Consider the following 17,565-nt stretch of genomic DNA (forward strand, 5'->3'; position numbering starts at 1 on the left):
GGGAGACCGATACAAGCGGCCGTCCCGGGACAGCCGCGCCCACAGGACACCCACAACCCTAGGAACCGCCGTGGAACCGCCCCGCTCCTTCGAGAACGCCCCCGCGCTGCCCACCGGCCGGATCCCCGAGCACGTGCGCGAAGCGGCGTACGCGCTCGCCGAGGACCCCGGTTCCGGCTACGTCTACGATCCCGTGCTGGCGGCCGACCGCGCCCGGGAACTGCGCCGCGCGCTGCCCGACTGGGCGCGGGTGTACTTCGCGGCCAAGTCCAACGGCTTCGCGCCCGTGCTCGCCCGCCTGGCCGGGGCGGTGGACGGCTTCGAGGCGGCCTCCCTGCACGAGGCGCGCCTCTGCCTGGATGCGCTGTCCGAACGAGGCAGGGCCGGGGAGGGGCGGATCGCGGTGAGCGGCCCCGGCAAGACCCCGGAACTGCTGGCGGGCCTGGCGCGGCTGCGCGCACGGGAGGACGCCGACATCGTCGTCAACGCCGAGAGCGAATTGGAGCTGCACCGGATCTCGGCGGCCGCGCGGGAGGAGGGCACCGTCCTTCCGGTGACGCTGCGGGTCAATCCGGAGCGGGTTCCGGTGAGCGGTGCCCTGGTGATGGGCGGCACGCCCGGACCGTTCGGTGTTCCCGAGCCGCTGGTGCCCTCGGCCCTGCGCGCGGTTCCCGGGCTGCCCGGCCTGGACCTGGTGGGTTTCCACGTGCACGCGGTCAGCGGCAACACCGACGCCGACGCGCACGCGGCCTACGTGCGCTGGTGTCTGGAGTGGGCGGCGGAGACGGCCCGCGCCCACGGCGTGGACCTGCGGGTGGTCGACGTCGGCGGCGGGCTCGGCGTGCCCTTCGAGGAGGGCGACACGGCTTTCGACCTGGCGGCCTTCGGCGCCGAACTCGCGGAGCTGGACGACCCGGGTGCGGAGGTGGTCTTCGAGCCGGGTCGGTGGATCGGTGCACCGGCCGGCTGGTACGCGGCGCGAGTGACCGACGTGAAGTCCTCCTACGGCGGCCATTTCGCGGTGGTGCGCGGCGGGATCAACCACTTCCAGCTGCCCACGTCCTGGGAGATCCGCCACAACTTCGCTGTGCTGCCCGGCCGGGACTGGCCGCCGTCGCTGCCCAGACCCGGGGTGAGTGGCGTGCCGGTGACCGTCTCCGGTGAGCTGTGCACCCCCGAGGACGTGCTGGCGCGCGACGTGCACGTGCCTTCGGTGCACGCCGGCGACGTGCTCGTCTTCCCGAACGCGGGGGCCTACGGGCACGAGTTCGCCATGCCCGCGTTCCTGGCCCACCCCGGGGCCCCGCGTGTGACTGTCGACACCCGGACAGGGCGGGCTCTGTGACACAGGACACCCTTCACCCTTCAGGCTTGACACGATTAGGTTAGCCTGCCCTAATTAACAAGGCGGTCATACGGCCCCGCCCACGCCACTACGCCCCCCTGACAAAGGACCCCATGGCCTTCTCCGCACCGACCACCACCCGGCTGAACCTGCGCAACCTGAACGGCGCCGACGTCCTGGCCGACCTCGACCCCTGGGTCTCGGCCTACGAGGAGGTCTACGCCGACGCCCTGCACCTGCCCGACCACAACGACCCGCCCTTCCGCGAGCGCTTGGCCTTCAGCGCCGCCAGGGAGGGCTTCCGGATGACCACCGGCCACATGGACGGCGACCTGGTCGGGTTCGTCTACGGCTACACCCTGCCGGCGGCCACCGGCTGGTGGGACGGCTTCACCCCGGCCCCGGGCGTGGACGCCGACGAGATGACCACCGAGGGCTCCGGCCGCACCCTGGCCGTGTGCGAGGGGCTCGTGCGTACCCCGTACCGCAGCTCAAGGCTCGTCGAACGCGCCCTCCCCAGCTTCCTCGCCGACCGCTCCGAGGAGCGCGTCGCCTCCCTGGTGGCCGAGAGCAACGCCCACGCCCTGGACATCTCCCTGCGCAACGGGTGGCGGCACGTGGGCGACCTGGCACCCCACGACGGCTGGCGCCGCCACCACTGCCTGATCATGCCCCTGCGCGGCTGACCCCGCCTCCGCGCCCTCCCCCGACACCGGACGGCGCCGACGGCCTCCCCTGCCCGCATCCGCCACCCGCGCGTTACCGACCCGTCACGGAAAACGGAGTTCTGACGCCCCATGCACACCACGCCCCGGAGCAGACCCCCCACGGCCGTGCACGACGCCCCCGATCCCGTTCCGGCCCGCTCCCCCGTACTCGCCGGGGAAACCGGCCGGGGGGGCGCGGACGGGCCGACCGCCGTCGCCTCCCTCGTCGAGACCGCCGCGCAGGCCCTGGCCGAGGCCTCGGCCCGCCGGGGCGGCCCCGTGCCCGCCATGACCCCGCACCAGGTCACCGCGATGGTCGACGAGGCGCTGGACACCGCCCCTCGCGAGGGCACCGACCGCTCCGCCGAGGTGCTGCGCCACCTCACCGCTGTCTTCGCCGAGGGCGCCGCTGACCCGTCCCACCCCCACTGCGCGGCGCACCTGCACTGCCCGCCGCTGGCGGTGGCCGTGGCAGCCGACACCGTCGCCTCGGCCCTGAACCAGTCCATGGACTCCTGGGACCAGGCCCCGGCCGCCACCGCCATGGAGACCCGGATCATCGCGGAACTGGCCGAGCTGACCGGGTACCGCCCCGGACGGGCCGGCGGTGTGGTCACCTCCGGCGGAACCGAGTCCAACCTGACCGCGCTGCTGCTGGCACGCGACCACGCACTGGCCGCCCGCTCGGAACTCGACCCCACCCGCGCGGGCGTGGCCGCCGCCCGCGGCACCCGGCCCCGAATCCTGTGCGGCCGGGCGGCGCACTTCTCCGTCCAGCGCGCCGCCGCCCTGCTCGGACTGGGCGAGGACGCCGTGGTCACCGTCCCGGTGGACGAGGGGCACCGGATGCGCCCCGAGGCGCTGCATGAGTGCCTGCTGCGGATGCGCGAGGACGGGGACACGCCGGTCGCGGTCGTGGCCACCGCCGGCACCACCGACCTGGGCGGTATCGACCCGCTGGAGCGCATCGCCGACCTCGCCGCCCAGCACGGGGTCTGGCTGCACGTGGACGCCGCCTACGGGGGCGGCCTGCTGTTCTCCGACCAACTGCGCGGACTGCTCGCCGGCGTGGAGCGCGCCGACTCGGTCGGCCTGGACCTGCACAAACTCGGCTGGCAGCCGGTGGCCGCGGGCATCCTGCTCACGCGTGAGCGGGCCTCGTTCGCGCCGCTGTCGCGCTCGGTGGCCTACCTCAACCCCACCGACGACGAGGAGGCGGGCTACCCGAGCCTGCTCGGCTACTCACTGCGCACCACCAGGCGCGCGGACGTGTTCAAGATCGCCGTCACCCTGCGGGCGCTGGGGCGCGAGGGCCTGGGGCGCATGGTGGACGCCTGCCGGTCCCTTGCGCTGGCCGCCGCGGCACAGGTGGTCGCCTCCCCCAAGCTCTCCCTGGCCGCACCGCCCTCCCTGACCACGGTCGTCTTCCGCTACGACGCCGGAGACGACGGCGACGCGGTCAACGCCCGGCTGCGGCGCACGCTCCTGGAACAGGGGCGGGCCGTGGTGGGGCGCACCGACATCGACGGCCGGGTGTGGCTCAAGCTCACCCTGCTCAACCCCCGGACCACCCCCGAGGACGTCGCCGCCCTGCTGGAGAAGATCATCTCCGCGGGCGACGCCGAGGCCGCCGCGCGGAACCTGAAGGGGGCACGATGAGCACCGCCCCGCACCCGCCCGGCACCGAGCCACAGGTCCACGACATCGTCGGTGTGGGGCTCGGCCCGTTCAACCTGGCACTGGCCGCCCTGGCCGACGCCGTCCCCGGCCTGAGCACCCGCTTCCTGGAGGCCCGCCCGGACTTCTCCTGGCACCCGGGCCTGCTGCTGGAGGGGGCACGCCTGCAGGTCCCCTTCCTCGCCGACCTGGTCACCCTGGTCGATCCCACCAGCCGCTGGTCCTTCCTGTCCTACCTGCGCGAACACGACCGGTTGTTCCCCTTCTACTTCTCCGAGAGCTTCCACGTACCGCGCCGCGAGTACGACGACTACTGCCGATGGGCGGCCCGGGGCCTGGACTCGTGCCGATTCGACGCCCGGGTGCGCTCGGTGCGCCACACCGACGGCGTGTTCGACGTCGAGCACGAGGACACCGAGGGCCGGCGGCACACGGTGCGGGGCCGCGCCCTGGTGGTGGGCATCGGCACCGAACCGGCCCTGCCCGAGGCGCTGCGCCCCCTGGCCGGCGAGCGCGTCTTCCACGCCGCCGAGTACCTGGACCGGGCACCGGCACTGACCGGAGCGCGTGACCTGACGGTGCTCGGATCCGGGCAGTCGGGCGCCGAGGTCCTCCTGGACCTGCTGCGCTCTCCCGCGCACGCGCGCACCCGGCTGCACTGGCTGACCCGCTCGCCCGCCTTCGCGCCGATGGAGTACTCCAAACTCGGCCTGGAGCACTTCACCCCCGACTACACCCGCTACTTCCACGCCCTGCCGCAGCGGACGAAGGACCGCGTGGTGCCCTCCCAGTGGCAGCTCTACAAGGGCATCAGCGCCGACACCATCTCCGACGTCCACGCCGCGCTGTACGAGCGCGGCGTGGGCGGGGCGCCCGTGGACGTGAGCCTGCGCGCCCACTGCGAACTGCTCACGGCCCGCGAGGACCGCGGACGCCTGGAGCTGACCTTCCGCCACCGCGAGCAGGACCGGGTGTTCACCACCCGCACCGACGGCGTGGTGGCCGCCTCCGGTTACGCCCAGCGGCGGCCCGACTTCCTGGAACCGCTCCTGAAGCTGATCGAGACCGACGACCGCGGCCGGTTCGCGATCGACGCCGACCACCGGCTGCGCACCGACCCCGCGCTCACGGCACCGATCCACGTACAGAACGCCGAACTGCACACCCACGGCGTCGGCGCGCCCGACCTGGGCCTGGGAGCCTGGCGGGCCGCCACCATCCTCAACAGCGTCACCGGCCGGACCCTCTACCGGCTGCCCGAGCGGACCGCCTACACCTCCTTCGGAGCGCCAGGCCCCCGAGGGGACGGCACGTGAGGCCCTCCGCCCTACGGCGCCTGTACCTGCTGGTGATCGTCCTGCACCTGGTGTCGGACGTGGCGCTGAGCCCCTTCTACCCCCAGCTCTTCGAGCGCCTCTTCGGCATCACGGACGTGTCGGCGACCGGCACCTACATCTGGGTCTGCCGGGTGGCCGCCCTGGCCGCGATGCCGCTGTGGGGGCTGGTCGCACGGCGCCTGTCCACGGCGTCGATCGTCCTGGGGGGCCTGGCGGCGGCCGCCGCCCTGGAGCTGGTGATCGCCGCGGCGCCGACCTACACCGTCTTCACGGCGGCCTCGGCGGTCCAGGTAGCGGTCACCATGTCGTTCGCGCTGGCCTACCCGGCCTTCGTGGGCAGCGGGACCGACCGGGTCCGCGACGTCACCACGCACGCCTACATCATCAACATCGGCACCGTGGCCGCCACCGTCTTGGGCGCGGCGGTCATGGCCCTGCCGGAACCGCGCTGGGGGATCGCCGCGTGCTCGCTGCTGTACGTGGCGCTGGCCGTGCTGTGCCGCAGGCACCTGCCGCGCGAGGCCGCGGCCGGCTCCACCGAAGGGGACGCCCCGGAACCGGGGCAGGAGGAGGGCGCCCCCGCCGCCCCTGCCCGGGTGCGCGGCCTCCGGGTGCGCACCGCGCCGCTCCTGCCGCTCCTGGCCGTGTGCGCCGCGGTCCTGGCCGCCGAGGCGGCGCGCCTGGTGGTGCGCCCCTTCTTCACCCTCCACGCCGAGGAGACCGGCGCCGACCCGGCCACGGCCGCCGTCCTGTTCCTGCTGCCGCAGTTGACCGTGGTCGCCGTGCTGCCGCTGGCGGGGCGCGTCCACACCGTGCTCGGGCGGGCGCTGCTGCCCACGGCGTGCGCGGTCTCGGCCCTGGGCCTGCTCGCGCAGTTCCTGGCCCCCGGGATCGGGCTGCTGGTCCTGGGCCGGGTGGTCTTCGGCGCCGGGCTCGGTCTGGGCCACGTGGCCCTGTACCTGCGGGTGTTCTCGGCCACCGGTGCCTGCGGCCCGGCCTTCGCGGCGGTGGAGACCGTGCGCGTGAGCGCCACCCTGATCAGCCCGCTGCTGGCCACCGGTCTGGCCGCCGCCGGGCTCGGGCTGCCACTGGCCGCCGGAGCGGCGCTGTTCGCGCTCCTGGCGGTCGTGCTCATCGCCCTGCCCCCGGCCTCCGAGCACACTCCGGAGGCCGCCGCCCCCGCGACCGTCCGCCCATCCGACACCGCGCACGGCACGCGCGGCCGCACGAAAGGGGACCAGCATGCCCTCTGACACCACCGCACCGGCTCCCGGAAGCCCGGACGACCACCCCGACGCCCGGATCTGGCGCGAGGCCGGGCGGCGCTTGCTCGCCCGGATCATCGCGGAGGCCGCCTACGAGGAGATGGTGGTGCCCGCCGCCGCGGACCACGGCACGGGCGGCGGGGGCGCCCCCTCCTGGACGCTGGCGGTCGACGGCGGAACGGAGTACCGCTTCACCGCCCGCCGGGGCGGGTTCGGCTCCTGGCACGTCGACCCGGCGAGCGTGACCCGCACCACGGAGCGGGGCACCGAACCGGCATGGGACCCGACCGTGTTCGTCACCGACGCCCAGAAGACCATCGGCCTGCCCGGCGACTCCCTCGCCGACGTCGTCCGCGACCTGCTGGCCACCCACACCGCCGACGCCCGCCTGCTCACCGACACCCCCGGCGCCGCCGCCCTGGCCGAGCTGGCCTACGAGGACCTGGAGGGGTACCAGACCGGCCACCCGTGCATGTTCCTCAACAAGGGCAGGCTCGGCTTCTCCGCCGCCGACGCCGACCGCTACACGCCCGAGGCGCGCGGCGCCTTCCCCCTGGTGTGGATCGCCGTCCACCCCGACCTGGGCCGCTTCCAGTCCATGGCCGACACCGACCGGCACCGGCTGCTCGAAGAGGAGCTCGACACCGACCAGCGCGCCGACTTCTCCCGGGCCCTGCGGGCACGCGGCGGCGACCCGGACACCTACCTGTGGCTGCCGGTGCACCCCTTCCAGTGGGACGAGGTCGTAGCGCCCCTGTTCGCCGCCGAACTCGCGCAGGGGCGGGTGGTCGAACTCGGCCGCAGCCGCGACCGCTACCGCCCCTTCCAGTCCATCCGCACCCTGATGAACCTGGACCGGCCGGAGCGGCGCAACGTCAAGGTGCCGCTGATGATCCGCAACACCCTGGTGTGGCGGGGCCTGTCGGGCACGCAGACCGCCTGCGCCCCGCACACCAGCACCTGGCTGCGGTCGCTGGTGGAGCGCGACCCCTTCCTGTCCGAGGAGTGCCGGGTCACCATGCTGGGCGAGGTGGCCTCCGCGACCGTCCCGCACCCGGTCTTCGACCGCCTTCCGCAGGCTCCGTACCGGTTCAACGAACTGCTGGGCGCGATCTGGCGCGAGCCGGTGCACAACAGCCTGGCCGCGGGCGAGCGCGCCCGCACCATGGCCTGCCTACTGTTGGAGGGCACCGACGGCCGCGCGCTCGTCGCCGAACTGGTGGAGCGCTCCGGCCTGGCGGCCGAGGAGTGGCTGCGCCGCTTCCTCGGCGCGCTGTTCCCCCCGGTGCTGCACTACCTGTACCGGTACGGCGCGTCGTTCACCCCCCACGGCGAGAACATCGTGCTGATCTTCGACGGGGACGACGTGCCGGTGCGCATCGCCATGAAGGACTTCGGCTCCGATGTCGAACTGCTCCCCTTCGACCTGCCCGAGTACGCCGAGATCCCCGAGCACGTGCGGGCGATGCTGCACCGCTGGCAGCCCGGCGAACTGGCCCACTCCGTGCTGTCGGCGATCTGCGCGGGCCACCTGCGCTACCTGGCCGACATCGCCCTGCGCCAGCTCGGGGTCCCCGAGGAGCGGCTGTGGGCCCTGGCCCGCCAGCAGGTCACCTCCTACCACGAGCGCTTCCCCGAACTGTCCGAGCGCTTCGCCTGGTTCGACCTGCTGGCCCCCCGGGTGGGCCGGGTCGCGCTCAACCGCGAACAGCTCATGGGCGGCGGCTTCCACGACCGCGCCGAGCGCGACGCCGAGTTCGACGTCATGCACGGCACGGTCGACAACCCCATCGCCCTGCCCTGAACCGCCCACGTCCCCGAAGCGAGAACACGATGCGTCCCTCCCAGACCGTCACACCGCCCGACCCGCTGCCCGTACCCACCGAGCTGACCCGGGAGCGGTGGGACCGCGCCTGTGAGCACCTGGTCGCCAAGATGGTCGCGGAGCTGTGCTTCGAGTACGCTCTGCGGCCCACCCGTGAGGGTCCCGCGGCCGAGGGGCGCTGGCGGGCCGAGGCCGGAGCCGGCGCCGCCTACGCCTTCACCGGCCGCAGGACCGCCATGGACGCCTGGCGGGTCGAGCCCGGCAGTGTCGAGCGCCGCGCCGCCGACGGCTCCGCCGCCCCGGCCACCCCCTTCGGCCTGCTGCGCGACCTGGGCGCGGCCGGCCTCGTCGACCCGGCGGTGGAGGCGTTCACGGTCGGCGAGCTGATGGCCACGCTCTCGGCCGACACCCGCCTGGCCGAGGAGGAGGTGAGCGCCGCCGACCTGGCCGAGATGGACCACGCCCGCCTGGAGGGGCACCAGACCGGCCACCCGTGGATCTTCGCCAACAAGGGCCGGGTGGGCTTCTCCGCCCGCGACCGAGCGCTGTACCCGCCCGAGGAGCGGTCGCCCCAGCGGCTGCCGTGGATCGCCGTCCACCGCTCGCTGGCCGAGCACCACCACGTGCCGGGCCTGTCCCAGGCCGAACTGCGCGCCCGGGAGCTGGACCCCGGAGACGTGGAGCGGTTCACCGGGCGACTGGAGGACCGGGCGGGCGGGCGCGCCGACGAGTTCGTGTGGCTGCCGGTGCACCCCTGGCAGTGGGACGAGGTGGTGGTGCCCCTGTTCGCCGCCGAGGTGGCCGCCGGGCTGATCGTGGCGCTGGGCACCGCCTCCGACGACTACCTGCCCCAGCAGTCGATCCGCACCTTCACCAACACCACCCGGCCCGACCGGTTCAACGTCAAGGTCTCCCTGGCCATCCTCAACACGATGGTCTACCGGGGCATCCCCACCGAACTGTGCCGGGCCGCGCCCGCCGGCACCGCGTGGGTACGCAGGCTCCGCGACGGGGACGCCTTCCTGTCCCACAGGTGCGAGGTGATCCTGCCCGGCGAAGTGGCCGCCGTGGCGGTGCGCCACCCCGTGCTGGAGGACATCCCCGGCGCACCCTACCGGCACCGCCAGCTTTTGGGGGCGCTGTGGCGCGAACCGGTCACCGGGCTCCTGCACAAGGGGGAGCGCGCCCGCACCCTGGCCGCGCTACTGCACGTGGACGGCCGCGGCCGTGCACTGACCGCCGAACTGGTCGAGCGCTCGGGACTGGCGGCCGAGGAGTGGCTGGCCGCGCTGTTCGCGGCGGTCCTGCCGCCCGTGCTGCACCTGCTGTACCGCTACGGTCTGGCGTTCAACCCGCACGGAGAGAACGCCGTCGTGGTCTACGACGGCCGCGACCGCCCGGTGCGCCTGGCGGTCAAGGACTTCGTGGACGACATGAAGCTGCTCGACACCGACCTGCCCGAATACGCGGACCTGCCGCAGGAGGCGCTGGGCGTGCTCATGCGCTTCGACGCGCGGGAGCTGACGTCCTCGGTCGCCAAGTCGCTGTTCATCGGCCACTTCCGGTACCTGGCTCCGCTGGCGGAGGAACACTTGGGCGTGCCCGAGGAGCGCTTCTGGGACATGGTGCGCGCCGAGATCCTGCGCTACCAGGCCGGGTTCCCCGAACTGGCCGACCGGTTCGCCGACTTCGACCTGCTCGCCCCCGAGTTCGAGCGGGTGTGCCTGAACCGGGAGCGCCTGCTGGGCGGCGGCTACCACGAGCGGGCCGAGCGCGACGCCGAGTTCCACCTGGACGCGCCGCCGATCCCCAACCCGCTGCACCGGCCCGGGAACGACGGGGGGCGCCCGTGACCCCCCGCATCGGCGAGGGCCTGCCGCCGCTGGCCGAGACCCTGCCGCCCCCGCCGCCGCCCCCGCCGTTCCCGGTCCCGCTGGACCGGCTGCGCGAGGACGCCGCCTCCGGCGCGATCGCCGACGTGATCGTCGCCCTGCCCGACCTCCAGGGGCGGGTGCAGGGCAGCCGCGTCCACCCCCGCGACTTCACCGAACGGATCGTGGGCGAGGGCTTCGGCGCGTGCCTGTACCTGCTGGCCACGGACGTGGAGATGGAGGCGCGCCCCGGCTACGCCACCGACCCGTGGCGGGGCGGCCTGGGCGACTTCTCCATCGTCCCCGACCCCGGCACGCTGCGGTACCTGCCGTGGGACCCGGGGACGGCACTGGTCCTGGGCGACGCCGTCGGCGCCGACGGCGCACCCGTGCCGGTCGCCCCCCGCCAGGTGCTCAAGGCGCAACTGGAGCGGCTCGCCGGACGCGGATGGCGGGCCCTGGCCGGGACCGAACTGGAATTCCTGGTGTTCCGCGACGACTACCAGCGCGCCTTCGAGGCCGACTACAGGGGCCTCACCCCGGCCACCCGGTTCAACTCCGACTACGCCGTGCCCGAGGTCGCCGGGATCGACCCGCTCATGCGCCGGATCCGCACCGCGATGGAGCGCACTGGCATGACCGTGGAGTCGGCGCGCGGGGAGTGCCACCCGGGCCAGTACGAGATCGTGTTCCGCTACGACGACGCGCTGCGCACCTGCGACAACCACGTGGTGTACAAGGCCGGATCCCGGCAGTTGGCCGCCCAGGCGGGCGCGGCGCTGACGTTCATGGCCAAGTACGACGGCGGGGAGGGCAACTCCTGCCACGTGCACCTGTCCCTGCGCGACGCCGACGGGGCACCCGTGTTCGCCGACGACGGGACCGGCCGGCGCGGCATGTCCCGGTACATGGAGCACTTCGTGGCCGGGCAGTTGGCGTGCATGCGCGACTTCGCGCTGCTGTACGCGCCGAACATGAACTCGTTCAAGCGCCTGGCCCCGGGCGCGTTCGCGCCCAGCTCCGTCGCGTGGGGCCTCGACAACCGGACCTGCCCGGTGCGCGTGGTGGGCTCCGGGGAGTCGGCGCGGATCGAGTTCCGGGTGCCCGGCGGCGACGCCAACCCCTATCTGGCGGTGGCCGGGATCGTGGCGGCGGGGCTGCACGGCATCGAGCGGGAGCTGGTGCTGCCCGAGCCGACGGTCGGCAACGCCTTCGAGCAGGACCTGCCCCGGCTGCCCGCCTCCCTGGAGGAGGCGGTAGCGGCCTGGGAGGGCAGCGACGCCGCCCGCGCCTGCTTCGGGGCCGACGTGGTGCGCCACCAGGCCGCCGCGGCCCGCTCCGAGCTGGCGGCGTTCTCGGCGACGGTCACCGACTTCGAGCGGATCCGCCATTTCGAGCGCGGGTGACCCCCAGGCCGCAGGGTCACCCCCCGAGGGAGAGGACGGCGACGTGGTTGCGGCCGTGCCGTTCCACCTCCCGCACCCGCCAGGGGGTGTCGGCTGCCAGCGTGCGCAGCCCGTCCGGATCCACCAGGAGGTAGTCGAACCACGGCCCCGCCAGGGCGCCGTCGCGGACACGGATGCGCAGTTGTCCGGGCAGTCGGCCGCGCCGCCGGTTCCACGCGTGGTAGGCGCGGTGCTCGGGCTCGTCGGTGGCCGGGTCCATACCGGTGCCGACCAGCCGTGCACCGGGGCGTGCGAGCGAGGCGAGCGCCCGGAGGACCTCTCCGGCCGTGTCGACGCCGCCCAGCAGGCCCAGGTTGTTGCCCAGGAGCAGGAGGGTGTCGGACCGGCCCAGCCCCGGGGGAGGTTCCGCGATCGATCCGAGTTGCACCCGCAGGCCCCTGTCGACCGCGACGCCGACGGCGCCCGGGGACGGGTCCAGCCCGGTCGCGTCGGCGCCCGCGCGTTCCAGGGCCAGCGTGTGACGCCCGGCTCCGCACCCGATGTCGAGGATCCGGCCGCGGGCCAGCCCCAGGGCCCGCCGGTCCAGCGCGGAGAGGTCCTCGGGGGCGGTGAAGTAGCGGGCCGCGTCGCCCACACCGATGTGGCCGTCGTCGCGTTCGACGACCTCGAAGGCGGCCCCGGGGCGGGCGCCCATCTCCCATCAGCGCCGCAGGACGCGGCCGAAGGCGTCACCGGGGCGGGGCGGGCACGTCTGCTCGTCCATACCGGCAGATCCTGCCAGAGGCGGGGGCGCGCCCTCCACCGCTTTTCGGAGCAGGAAGGGCCACGCGTGCCGTGGTGGGTCCCGGCGTCAGTGGGAGGACCACACGCCCAGTTCGTTTCCGCTGGGGTCGGTGAAGTGGAAGCGCCGCCCGCCGGGGAACGCGTAGGGGCCGTTCACCACCGCGCCGCCCGCCGCGCGGACCGCCTCGGCGGAGGCCTCCAGGTCCTCGGAGTAGAGCAGGACGAACGGGCCGCCCTGCCGGGGGCGCTCCCCCAGGGCGAGGCCGCCGATCTCGGGCCCCTCTCCCCCGGGGCCGCGCAGCCCCGAGTAGCCGGGGCCGTAGCGGGTGGCGTGCCAGCCGAAGGCCTCGGTGTAGAAGCGTTCGGCGGCGTGGAGGTCGGTGACGGTCAGTTCGACGTAGTCGATGCCGTGGTGGCGTGTCATGGCCCGCATCCTCTCGCGCGGATACGACGGTTTCGGGTGCGCGGGTTCAGGTGCGCAGGGCCTGCCCGCTGACGTGGAAGGACTGGGGCAGGCGGGCCTCGGGGAAGAGGAACCGTTCGAGGCCCACGACGGTGAACCCGGCCGCGGCGATCTCCGAGAGGGTGTCCCGGCCGCAGTGGCAGCCACCCAGCAGGCGCGGGCCGAGCGTGGCGTCGACGAGTCGCTGGGCGCGCCGCATGCCCGGGGTGAGTGCCTGGACGTGTTCGAGGAAGCAGAGCCGCCCGCCCGGCCGCAGGACCCGGCGGACCTCCCGCAGCGCCGCGCGCTGGTCGGCCACCGAGCACAGGACGAGTGTGGCCACGGCGGCGTCGAAGGAGGTGTCGGCGAAGGGCAGGTGTTCGGCCACGCCGTCGGCCACCTCCACGGGGGCGGTCGCCCGCCGTGCCGCGCGCCGGGCGGCGGCGCGCAGGTGCGGTTCGGGTTCGACCGCGCTGACGCGGACGCCCTCGGCCGGATAGTGGGCGAAGTTGAGCCCGTCGCCCGCCCCCACCTCCAGGATCCGGCCCTGGAGGCCGGTGAGGAGTTTGGCGCGGCGCTCGCCGATGCCGCCGCGCTCCATGGCTCGGGCGGCGCGGATGTAGTACCGGGCGAAGATCGGGTGGCGCACGCGTGGCTCGTCCATACTCTTCAGCCTGGCACGGACGGTACGGGCGCAGTGGTGATCGGTCCGGTTCCGGGCGTGTACGGCGGGTGCGGGCACCCGGGCCGTCTTCGGACACGCGCGGTCAGAAGGTGCGGCGGGCGAAGAGGCGGCAGCAGTGGAGCGCCGTCTCGGTGATGGCGGGCAGCACCTCCTCTCTCAGGTGTTCCAGGGACGCGGGGCCGCGGGCGATGGAGAACGCCGCGGTGATGCCCGCATCCCGGAGCCGTTCGGGCGGCACGGAGACGCTCCCGGCGATGACCACCACCGGGGTGTTCGCGGGGGTGAGACGGCGGACGGCGTCGACGACCTTGCCGGACAGGGACTGTCCGTCGAAGGAGCCCTCGCCGGTGAGGACCAGGTCGGCACGGGCGAGCAGCGGCTCGGCGCCCAGGACGTCGGCGACCAGCCGGGAGCCGGGGACGGTCTCGGCGCCCAGGAGGGCGACCAGGGGGGCCGGGAGCCCTCCGGCCGCGCCCGTACCCGGGATCTCGCGCACGTCGGTGCCGGCGGCCCGGGCCAGAACGTCGGCCAGGCGGTTCAGTCCGGCGTCGAGGGTGCGCACGTCGTCGGGGGTCGCGCCCTTCTGCGGGCCGAAGACCGCCGCCGCTCCCTTTGGGCCGGCCAGGGGGTTGGTGACGTCGCAGGCGATGCGCCAGCGCACGGTGCGGGCGCGCGGGTCGAGCCCGGACAGGTCCAGGCGCTCCAGCGCGGTGAGGGCGCCGCCGCCGTCGGGCAGCTCCGCACCGTCGGCGTCCAGCAGGCGTGCGCCCAGCGCCGTGAGCAGGCCGGCCCCGCCGTCGGTGGTGGCCGAGCCTCCGATGCACAGCAGGATCTCTTCGGCCCCGGCGTCCAGCAGTGCGGCCGCCAGGGGGCCGATGCCGCGGGTGGTGGCCTCCAGGGGACGCGGGGGGACGTCGGAGACCAGGGGCAGGCCGTTGGCCTCGGCGGCCTCGATCACCCCGGTACGGCCGTCGGGTGAGAGGCCGTAGCGGGCGCGGACGGGGCGGCCGAGCGCGTCGGTGGTGTCCGCGGTGCGGGCGTCGGTACCCCAGGCGCCAAGCAGGGCGTCGAGGGTGCCCTCGCCGCCGTCGGCGAAGGGCAGTGCGTCCACTTCCACCGGGGTGCCCGAACCGGCGAAGGCCGCGCGCGCCCCCTGTTCCATGGCCGCGGCGGCGTCCACGGCCCAGGCGCTGCCCTTGAACGAGTCCGGGACGACGGCGATCCGCAGGGGCGCGCCCTCGTGCGGGGTGTGGCGTGTGTGGGACATGCCGAGAGCCTAGAGGCTCATCCGGTGCGTTTCGACGGCCGATCGCCCGGTCTTCCGGGGTCTTCATCCGGAATGTATGTGCGATCCGCCCAGAGCCGCGTGGGCGTACAGCGCCATGCGCAGGGTGGTCAGGTGGTCGGCGCGGCGCAGGTCCAGGCCGGTCGCCACGCGGATGCGCTCCATCCGCTGGAGGAGGGTGTTGCGGTGCACGTAGAGCGCGTCGGCCGCCGCCTGCACGGAGGCGGTGGTGGCCACGGCGTCCACACTCTCCCGCTGCGCGGCGGTGAGCGGCGCGGCGGCCTGGGCCAGGCGGGCGAGGGTGCGCGGCGGCAGGTGGGCGACGGCCACCGCGAGTTCGCGCGACCACGGCCGCCCGTCGGGGACGGGGACCAGTCCGGCGTAGTGGCACAGGGCGCGGGACTCCTCGGCGTGGGCGAGCAGCACCGCGGCGTCGCGGGTGGGTTCGGTGTCGGTGCGGCGCGTCCTGGGGGGAAGGCCCGGGGGTTCCTCGGTGGCCGTGCCGGAGCCGGCCAGCCAGAGCGCGCCGTGCAGGACGGCGGCCCGGCCGCCGCCGAGGGCGTTGACGCGGGCGGCGACCGCCTCGGCCCGGTGCGGCGGCGCGGCGGAGCCGTCCGCGCGGGGCTGGAGGTCGGCCCACAGCGTCAGTGACCAGGGCGGGGCGAGCCCCGCCGTGTGCAGCCGGGCCTCGGCGTCGGCGGGTCCGGTGGTGCCCGAGGCCAGGGCGGCGACGAGGTCTCGGGCCTCGGTGTGGCGGCGGGTGGCGGTGTCCTGTTCGCGTTCCTGGGCGATGAGGAGCTGGACGGTGAGCGCCACGACCCGGGCCAGCGGCGCGACCTCCTTCGGGTCGCCGGTGACGCCGACGACGCCGCGCAGGCGGCCGTCGACCATGAGGGGCTCGTTGGCGCCGGGGCGGTCGGCGGTGCCCGGCCGGGGGTCGGTGACGAGCACGGCGCGGCCCTCGGCGATCACGCGCTGGGCGCCCCGGTGGAGGGTGCCGAGGCGGTCGGGGTCCAGGCAGGCGATGATGGTGCCGTGCTCGTCCATCACGTTGATGTTGTGGCTGATCGTCGGCGCGATCAGGTCGACCACGCGCTGGGCGAGTTCGCCGCTCAGCGGGGCCCGGCGCGGGTGTTCGGCCATGGCCCCAGCATAGGGAGGCGGGTATCGGCGCTGAGGGGGCGGGGGTCAGGCGGGGCCGTGGGCTTTGAGGGTGCCGGTCAGGCGGACCCAGGCGTCGGCGGCGAAGGGGAGGTAGCCGAGCCCGCGCTGGGTGGAGTCACGCACGGCGGCGGCCCGCCGGTCCCAGCCCACCTCGACACAGCTCCGGCCGGTATCCGGACTGTAGCTGCTGATGTGCCATCCCACCTCGACACAGTTGGCGTTGGTCCCGCTGTACGAGCTCTTACGCCATCCGTCGAAGCCCTGACCTGGCGCACTCATAGCGGCTGCCTCACTCCTGCTCAAGTTCCTTTGCGATGGCCGCAACACATTCCAGCGACTCATCCACGCTGAGGGCCACCGCTTTCAGCCTATCGGCCTGCTCCCGGAAGTAGGCAACATGTTCGATTTGCTCCAGGAAGAGGCCAGAGACCTTGTGGTCAAGGTAGACGACCGGTTTCTCCCCGTCGAAATCCAAGATCATGAACGCTCCGTCCAGGCCGGTGTGCGCACCAAGGGCACTCGGCAACACCAGTACGGTCACGTTGGAACGCTCGGCCTCTTCCAGCACTCTGCGCAGTTGTCGGGCCATGAGCTTGGGTTCGAGCACAGGACGGCAAAGCGCGCCTTCATCGACGATCACCGTGAGCTCGGGTGGCCTCTCTCGGCTGAGGATGGCTTGACGGGCCAAACGAGCGGCAACGCGGATCTCCGCGTCCTCTTCCCGAAGCCCACCCGCCTTCATCAGCGCACGTGTGTACTCCGGCGTCTGGAGCAGTCCGGGGATCAGTAGCGGTTCCATGTCGAGGATCGCGACGGCCGCCGGTTCGAGCTGGCTGAGTGTCCGCGACTCCTTGGACAGCGGACCTTGGACCTCCCAGTAGTCGGGCTTCTCCGCGACCTGGGTCTTCGCGATGAGCGCGTCACGTTCGTCGCCCTTGATCCCGTAGATCGCAAGCAACGAAGCAACATCCTCGGTTGTGATGCCCTGTTTGCCGTTCTCGATCCGGGAGATCTTGGAGGGCTGCCACCCGAGCTGCCGGGACACATGGCGCAGGCTCAGCTCCTCCCGCAGGCGGATCTCCTTCAGGTCCGCTCCCAGACCACGTCCGCCCACCGTGCTCTGCCGTGTGCGCGACATCCGAAACCTCCAACTCCTGGCGATGTGGGCACCATCGAAGGGGTGGCGCCGTTGCCCAGCGTAGTCTAATGTTGCTTCTAAAGCGAGCAACAGGACAGACACACCGCCAGAATCACGAAGATTATCCAAATTTTCCGATGTCCAAGCGTTGCTCATTATCAAAGCAACAGGGTTCGCCGCCCAGAGCGCGGGAGTTGGCGCTCAAGCACGCTCCGGACGGCGTCGACACGTCCATCGACACCGAGGCCCCCGAACTGCTCTCCGACGACCAGTTCGACCGCCACGTCCAGACCGTGGCCGCCCTCCTGACCGCCTCCGAGTTGGAGGTGACCTCCTCCGACGCCGATCCCGGCCACCTGGACGTGGGCCACCCCCGCACCGGCTTCACCCTCGAACTCGACCTGCGCGAGGACCGCAGCACCGAGTGGTCGCTGCGCGCCGACGACGGGACCGACCCCGGTACGAACGCCCTCCAGACGGCCTCGATCATCGCCCGGCTCCTCTCCCCCGAGCCCCGTCTCTGATCAGCCCAGGGCGCCCGGGGCCGGGGGCACCCCGGCCCCGGGATCGCCGTGCCATCAGGGCATGGGCGCGCCCCCAAGAGATCACGGTCCGGCTAGGCTCACCCACCGGAG

Annotated in this window: 16 protein-coding genes; 9 read left to right on the forward strand and 7 right to left on the reverse strand. The window is 73.7% G+C overall.

Features of this window, described 5'->3' with window-relative positions:
- The first annotated feature begins 70 nt into the window (after window positions 1–70).
- The 8 genes from ACFHWE_RS10640 to ACFHWE_RS10675 all read left to right on the forward strand — a co-directional run bounded on the left by ACFHWE_RS10640 (window position 71) and on the right by ACFHWE_RS10675 (window position 11,433).
- Window positions 71–1,345 carry an alanine racemase gene (locus ACFHWE_RS10640; protein ID WP_416600687.1) on the forward strand — a complete coding sequence of 425 codons (1,275 nt, stop codon included), beginning with the start codon at window positions 71–73 and terminating at the stop codon, window positions 1,343–1,345.
- 113 nt (window positions 1,346–1,458) lie between these two features.
- Window positions 1,459–2,031, forward strand: coding sequence for a GNAT family N-acetyltransferase (locus ACFHWE_RS10645; RefSeq protein ID WP_416600689.1), 573 nt, complete (start codon window positions 1,459–1,461; stop codon window positions 2,029–2,031).
- Between the two features lie 111 nt (window positions 2,032–2,142).
- On the forward strand, window positions 2,143–3,711 hold the full coding sequence (locus tag ACFHWE_RS10650; protein WP_416600691.1) for a pyridoxal phosphate-dependent decarboxylase family protein: 1,569 nt from the start codon (window positions 2,143–2,145) through the stop codon (window positions 3,709–3,711).
- A complete protein-coding gene (locus ACFHWE_RS10655) occupies window positions 3,708–5,045 on the forward strand; it encodes a lysine N(6)-hydroxylase/L-ornithine N(5)-oxygenase family protein (protein ID WP_416600693.1) in 1,338 nt (445 codons plus the stop codon). The genes ACFHWE_RS10650 and ACFHWE_RS10655 overlap by 4 nt, the downstream gene beginning before the upstream one ends.
- Window positions 5,042–6,319: a hypothetical protein gene (locus ACFHWE_RS10660; RefSeq protein WP_416600695.1), complete on the forward strand. Its 1,278-nt coding sequence runs from the start codon at window positions 5,042–5,044 to the stop codon at window positions 6,317–6,319. The genes ACFHWE_RS10655 and ACFHWE_RS10660 overlap by 4 nt, the downstream gene beginning before the upstream one ends.
- Entirely contained in the window at window positions 6,309–8,135 is a 1,827-nt protein-coding gene (locus ACFHWE_RS10665) for an IucA/IucC family protein (protein WP_416600697.1), read from the forward strand. Before ACFHWE_RS10660 ends, ACFHWE_RS10665 begins: the two co-directional genes overlap by 11 nt.
- 29 nt (window positions 8,136–8,164) lie before the next feature.
- The gene (locus ACFHWE_RS10670) at window positions 8,165–10,009 is read left to right on the forward strand and encodes an IucA/IucC family protein (RefSeq protein ID WP_416600699.1); all 1,845 of its coding nucleotides are present in this window, start codon (window positions 8,165–8,167) and stop codon (window positions 10,007–10,009) included.
- Entirely contained in the window at window positions 10,006–11,433 is a 1,428-nt protein-coding gene (locus tag ACFHWE_RS10675; protein WP_416600701.1) for a glutamine synthetase family protein, read from the forward strand. Before ACFHWE_RS10670 ends, ACFHWE_RS10675 begins: the two co-directional genes overlap by 4 nt.
- 16 nt (window positions 11,434–11,449) lie before the next feature.
- On the opposite strand, the gene ACFHWE_RS10680 is transcribed toward ACFHWE_RS10675, so the two are convergent.
- The 7 genes from ACFHWE_RS10680 to ACFHWE_RS10710 all read right to left on the reverse strand — a co-directional run bounded on the left by ACFHWE_RS10680 (window position 11,450) and on the right by ACFHWE_RS10710 (window position 16,930).
- Window positions 11,450–12,127 (reverse strand): class I SAM-dependent methyltransferase, encoded by a 678-nt coding sequence (locus tag ACFHWE_RS10680; RefSeq protein ID WP_416600702.1) that lies wholly within the window; start codon window positions 12,125–12,127, stop codon window positions 11,450–11,452.
- A 156-nt stretch (window positions 12,128–12,283) separates the two neighbouring features.
- Entirely contained in the window at window positions 12,284–12,640 is a 357-nt protein-coding gene (locus ACFHWE_RS10685; protein WP_416600704.1) for a VOC family protein, read from the reverse strand.
- A gap of 46 nt (window positions 12,641–12,686) precedes the next feature.
- Window positions 12,687–13,322 carry a class I SAM-dependent methyltransferase gene (locus ACFHWE_RS10690; RefSeq protein WP_416600706.1) on the reverse strand — a complete coding sequence of 212 codons (636 nt, stop codon included), beginning with the start codon at window positions 13,320–13,322 and terminating at the stop codon, window positions 12,687–12,689.
- Between the two features lie 103 nt (window positions 13,323–13,425).
- Entirely contained in the window at window positions 13,426–14,610 is a 1,185-nt protein-coding gene (locus tag ACFHWE_RS10695) for a glycerate kinase (RefSeq protein ID WP_416600708.1), read from the reverse strand.
- A gap of 63 nt (window positions 14,611–14,673) precedes the next feature.
- Window positions 14,674–15,771 carry a CdaR family transcriptional regulator gene (locus ACFHWE_RS10700; RefSeq protein WP_416600710.1) on the reverse strand — a complete coding sequence of 366 codons (1,098 nt, stop codon included), beginning with the start codon at window positions 15,769–15,771 and terminating at the stop codon, window positions 14,674–14,676.
- 45 nt (window positions 15,772–15,816) lie between these two features.
- A complete protein-coding gene (locus tag ACFHWE_RS10705; RefSeq protein WP_416600711.1) occupies window positions 15,817–16,071 on the reverse strand; it encodes a DUF397 domain-containing protein in 255 nt (84 codons plus the stop codon).
- Between the two features lie 10 nt (window positions 16,072–16,081).
- On the reverse strand, window positions 16,082–16,930 hold the full coding sequence (locus tag ACFHWE_RS10710; RefSeq protein WP_416600713.1) for a helix-turn-helix domain-containing protein: 849 nt from the start codon (window positions 16,928–16,930) through the stop codon (window positions 16,082–16,084).
- A gap of 194 nt (window positions 16,931–17,124) precedes the next feature.
- On the opposite strand from ACFHWE_RS10710, the gene ACFHWE_RS10715 reads away from it, so the two are divergent.
- Complete coding sequence (locus ACFHWE_RS10715; protein WP_416600715.1) at window positions 17,125–17,454, forward strand: hypothetical protein; 330 nt, start codon at window positions 17,125–17,127, stop codon at window positions 17,452–17,454.
- The last annotated feature ends 111 nt before the right edge of the window (window positions 17,455–17,565 follow it).

It is taken from the genome of Nocardiopsis sp. LOL_012 (genome assembly GCF_048060475.1).
GTDB lineage: Bacteria > Actinomycetota > Actinomycetes > Streptosporangiales > Streptosporangiaceae > Nocardiopsis.

Coding starts and splice junctions, on each gene's coding strand:
- ACFHWE_RS10710 (WP_416600713.1), bottom strand. CDS start 16,930: ATGTCGCGCACACGGCAGAGCACGGTGGGCGGACGTGGTCTGGGAGCG.
- ACFHWE_RS10680 (WP_416600702.1), bottom strand. CDS start 12,127: ATGGGCGCCCGCCCCGGGGCCGCCTTCGAGGTCGTCGAACGCGACGAC.
- ACFHWE_RS10700 (WP_416600710.1), bottom strand. CDS start 15,771: ATGGCCGAACACCCGCGCCGGGCCCCGCTGAGCGGCGAACTCGCCCAG.
- ACFHWE_RS10655 (WP_416600693.1), top strand. CDS start 3,708: ATGAGCACCGCCCCGCACCCGCCCGGCACCGAGCCACAGGTCCACGAC.
- ACFHWE_RS10685 (WP_416600704.1), bottom strand. CDS start 12,640: ATGACACGCCACCACGGCATCGACTACGTCGAACTGACCGTCACCGAC.
- ACFHWE_RS10645 (WP_416600689.1), top strand. CDS start 1,459: ATGGCCTTCTCCGCACCGACCACCACCCGGCTGAACCTGCGCAACCTG.
- ACFHWE_RS10665 (WP_416600697.1), top strand. CDS start 6,309: ATGCCCTCTGACACCACCGCACCGGCTCCCGGAAGCCCGGACGACCAC.
- ACFHWE_RS10690 (WP_416600706.1), bottom strand. CDS start 13,322: ATGGACGAGCCACGCGTGCGCCACCCGATCTTCGCCCGGTACTACATC.
- ACFHWE_RS10695 (WP_416600708.1), bottom strand. CDS start 14,610: ATGTCCCACACACGCCACACCCCGCACGAGGGCGCGCCCCTGCGGATC.
- ACFHWE_RS10650 (WP_416600691.1), top strand. CDS start 2,143: ATGCACACCACGCCCCGGAGCAGACCCCCCACGGCCGTGCACGACGCC.
- ACFHWE_RS10705 (WP_416600711.1), bottom strand. CDS start 16,071: ATGAGTGCGCCAGGTCAGGGCTTCGACGGATGGCGTAAGAGCTCGTAC.
- ACFHWE_RS10670 (WP_416600699.1), top strand. CDS start 8,165: ATGCGTCCCTCCCAGACCGTCACACCGCCCGACCCGCTGCCCGTACCC.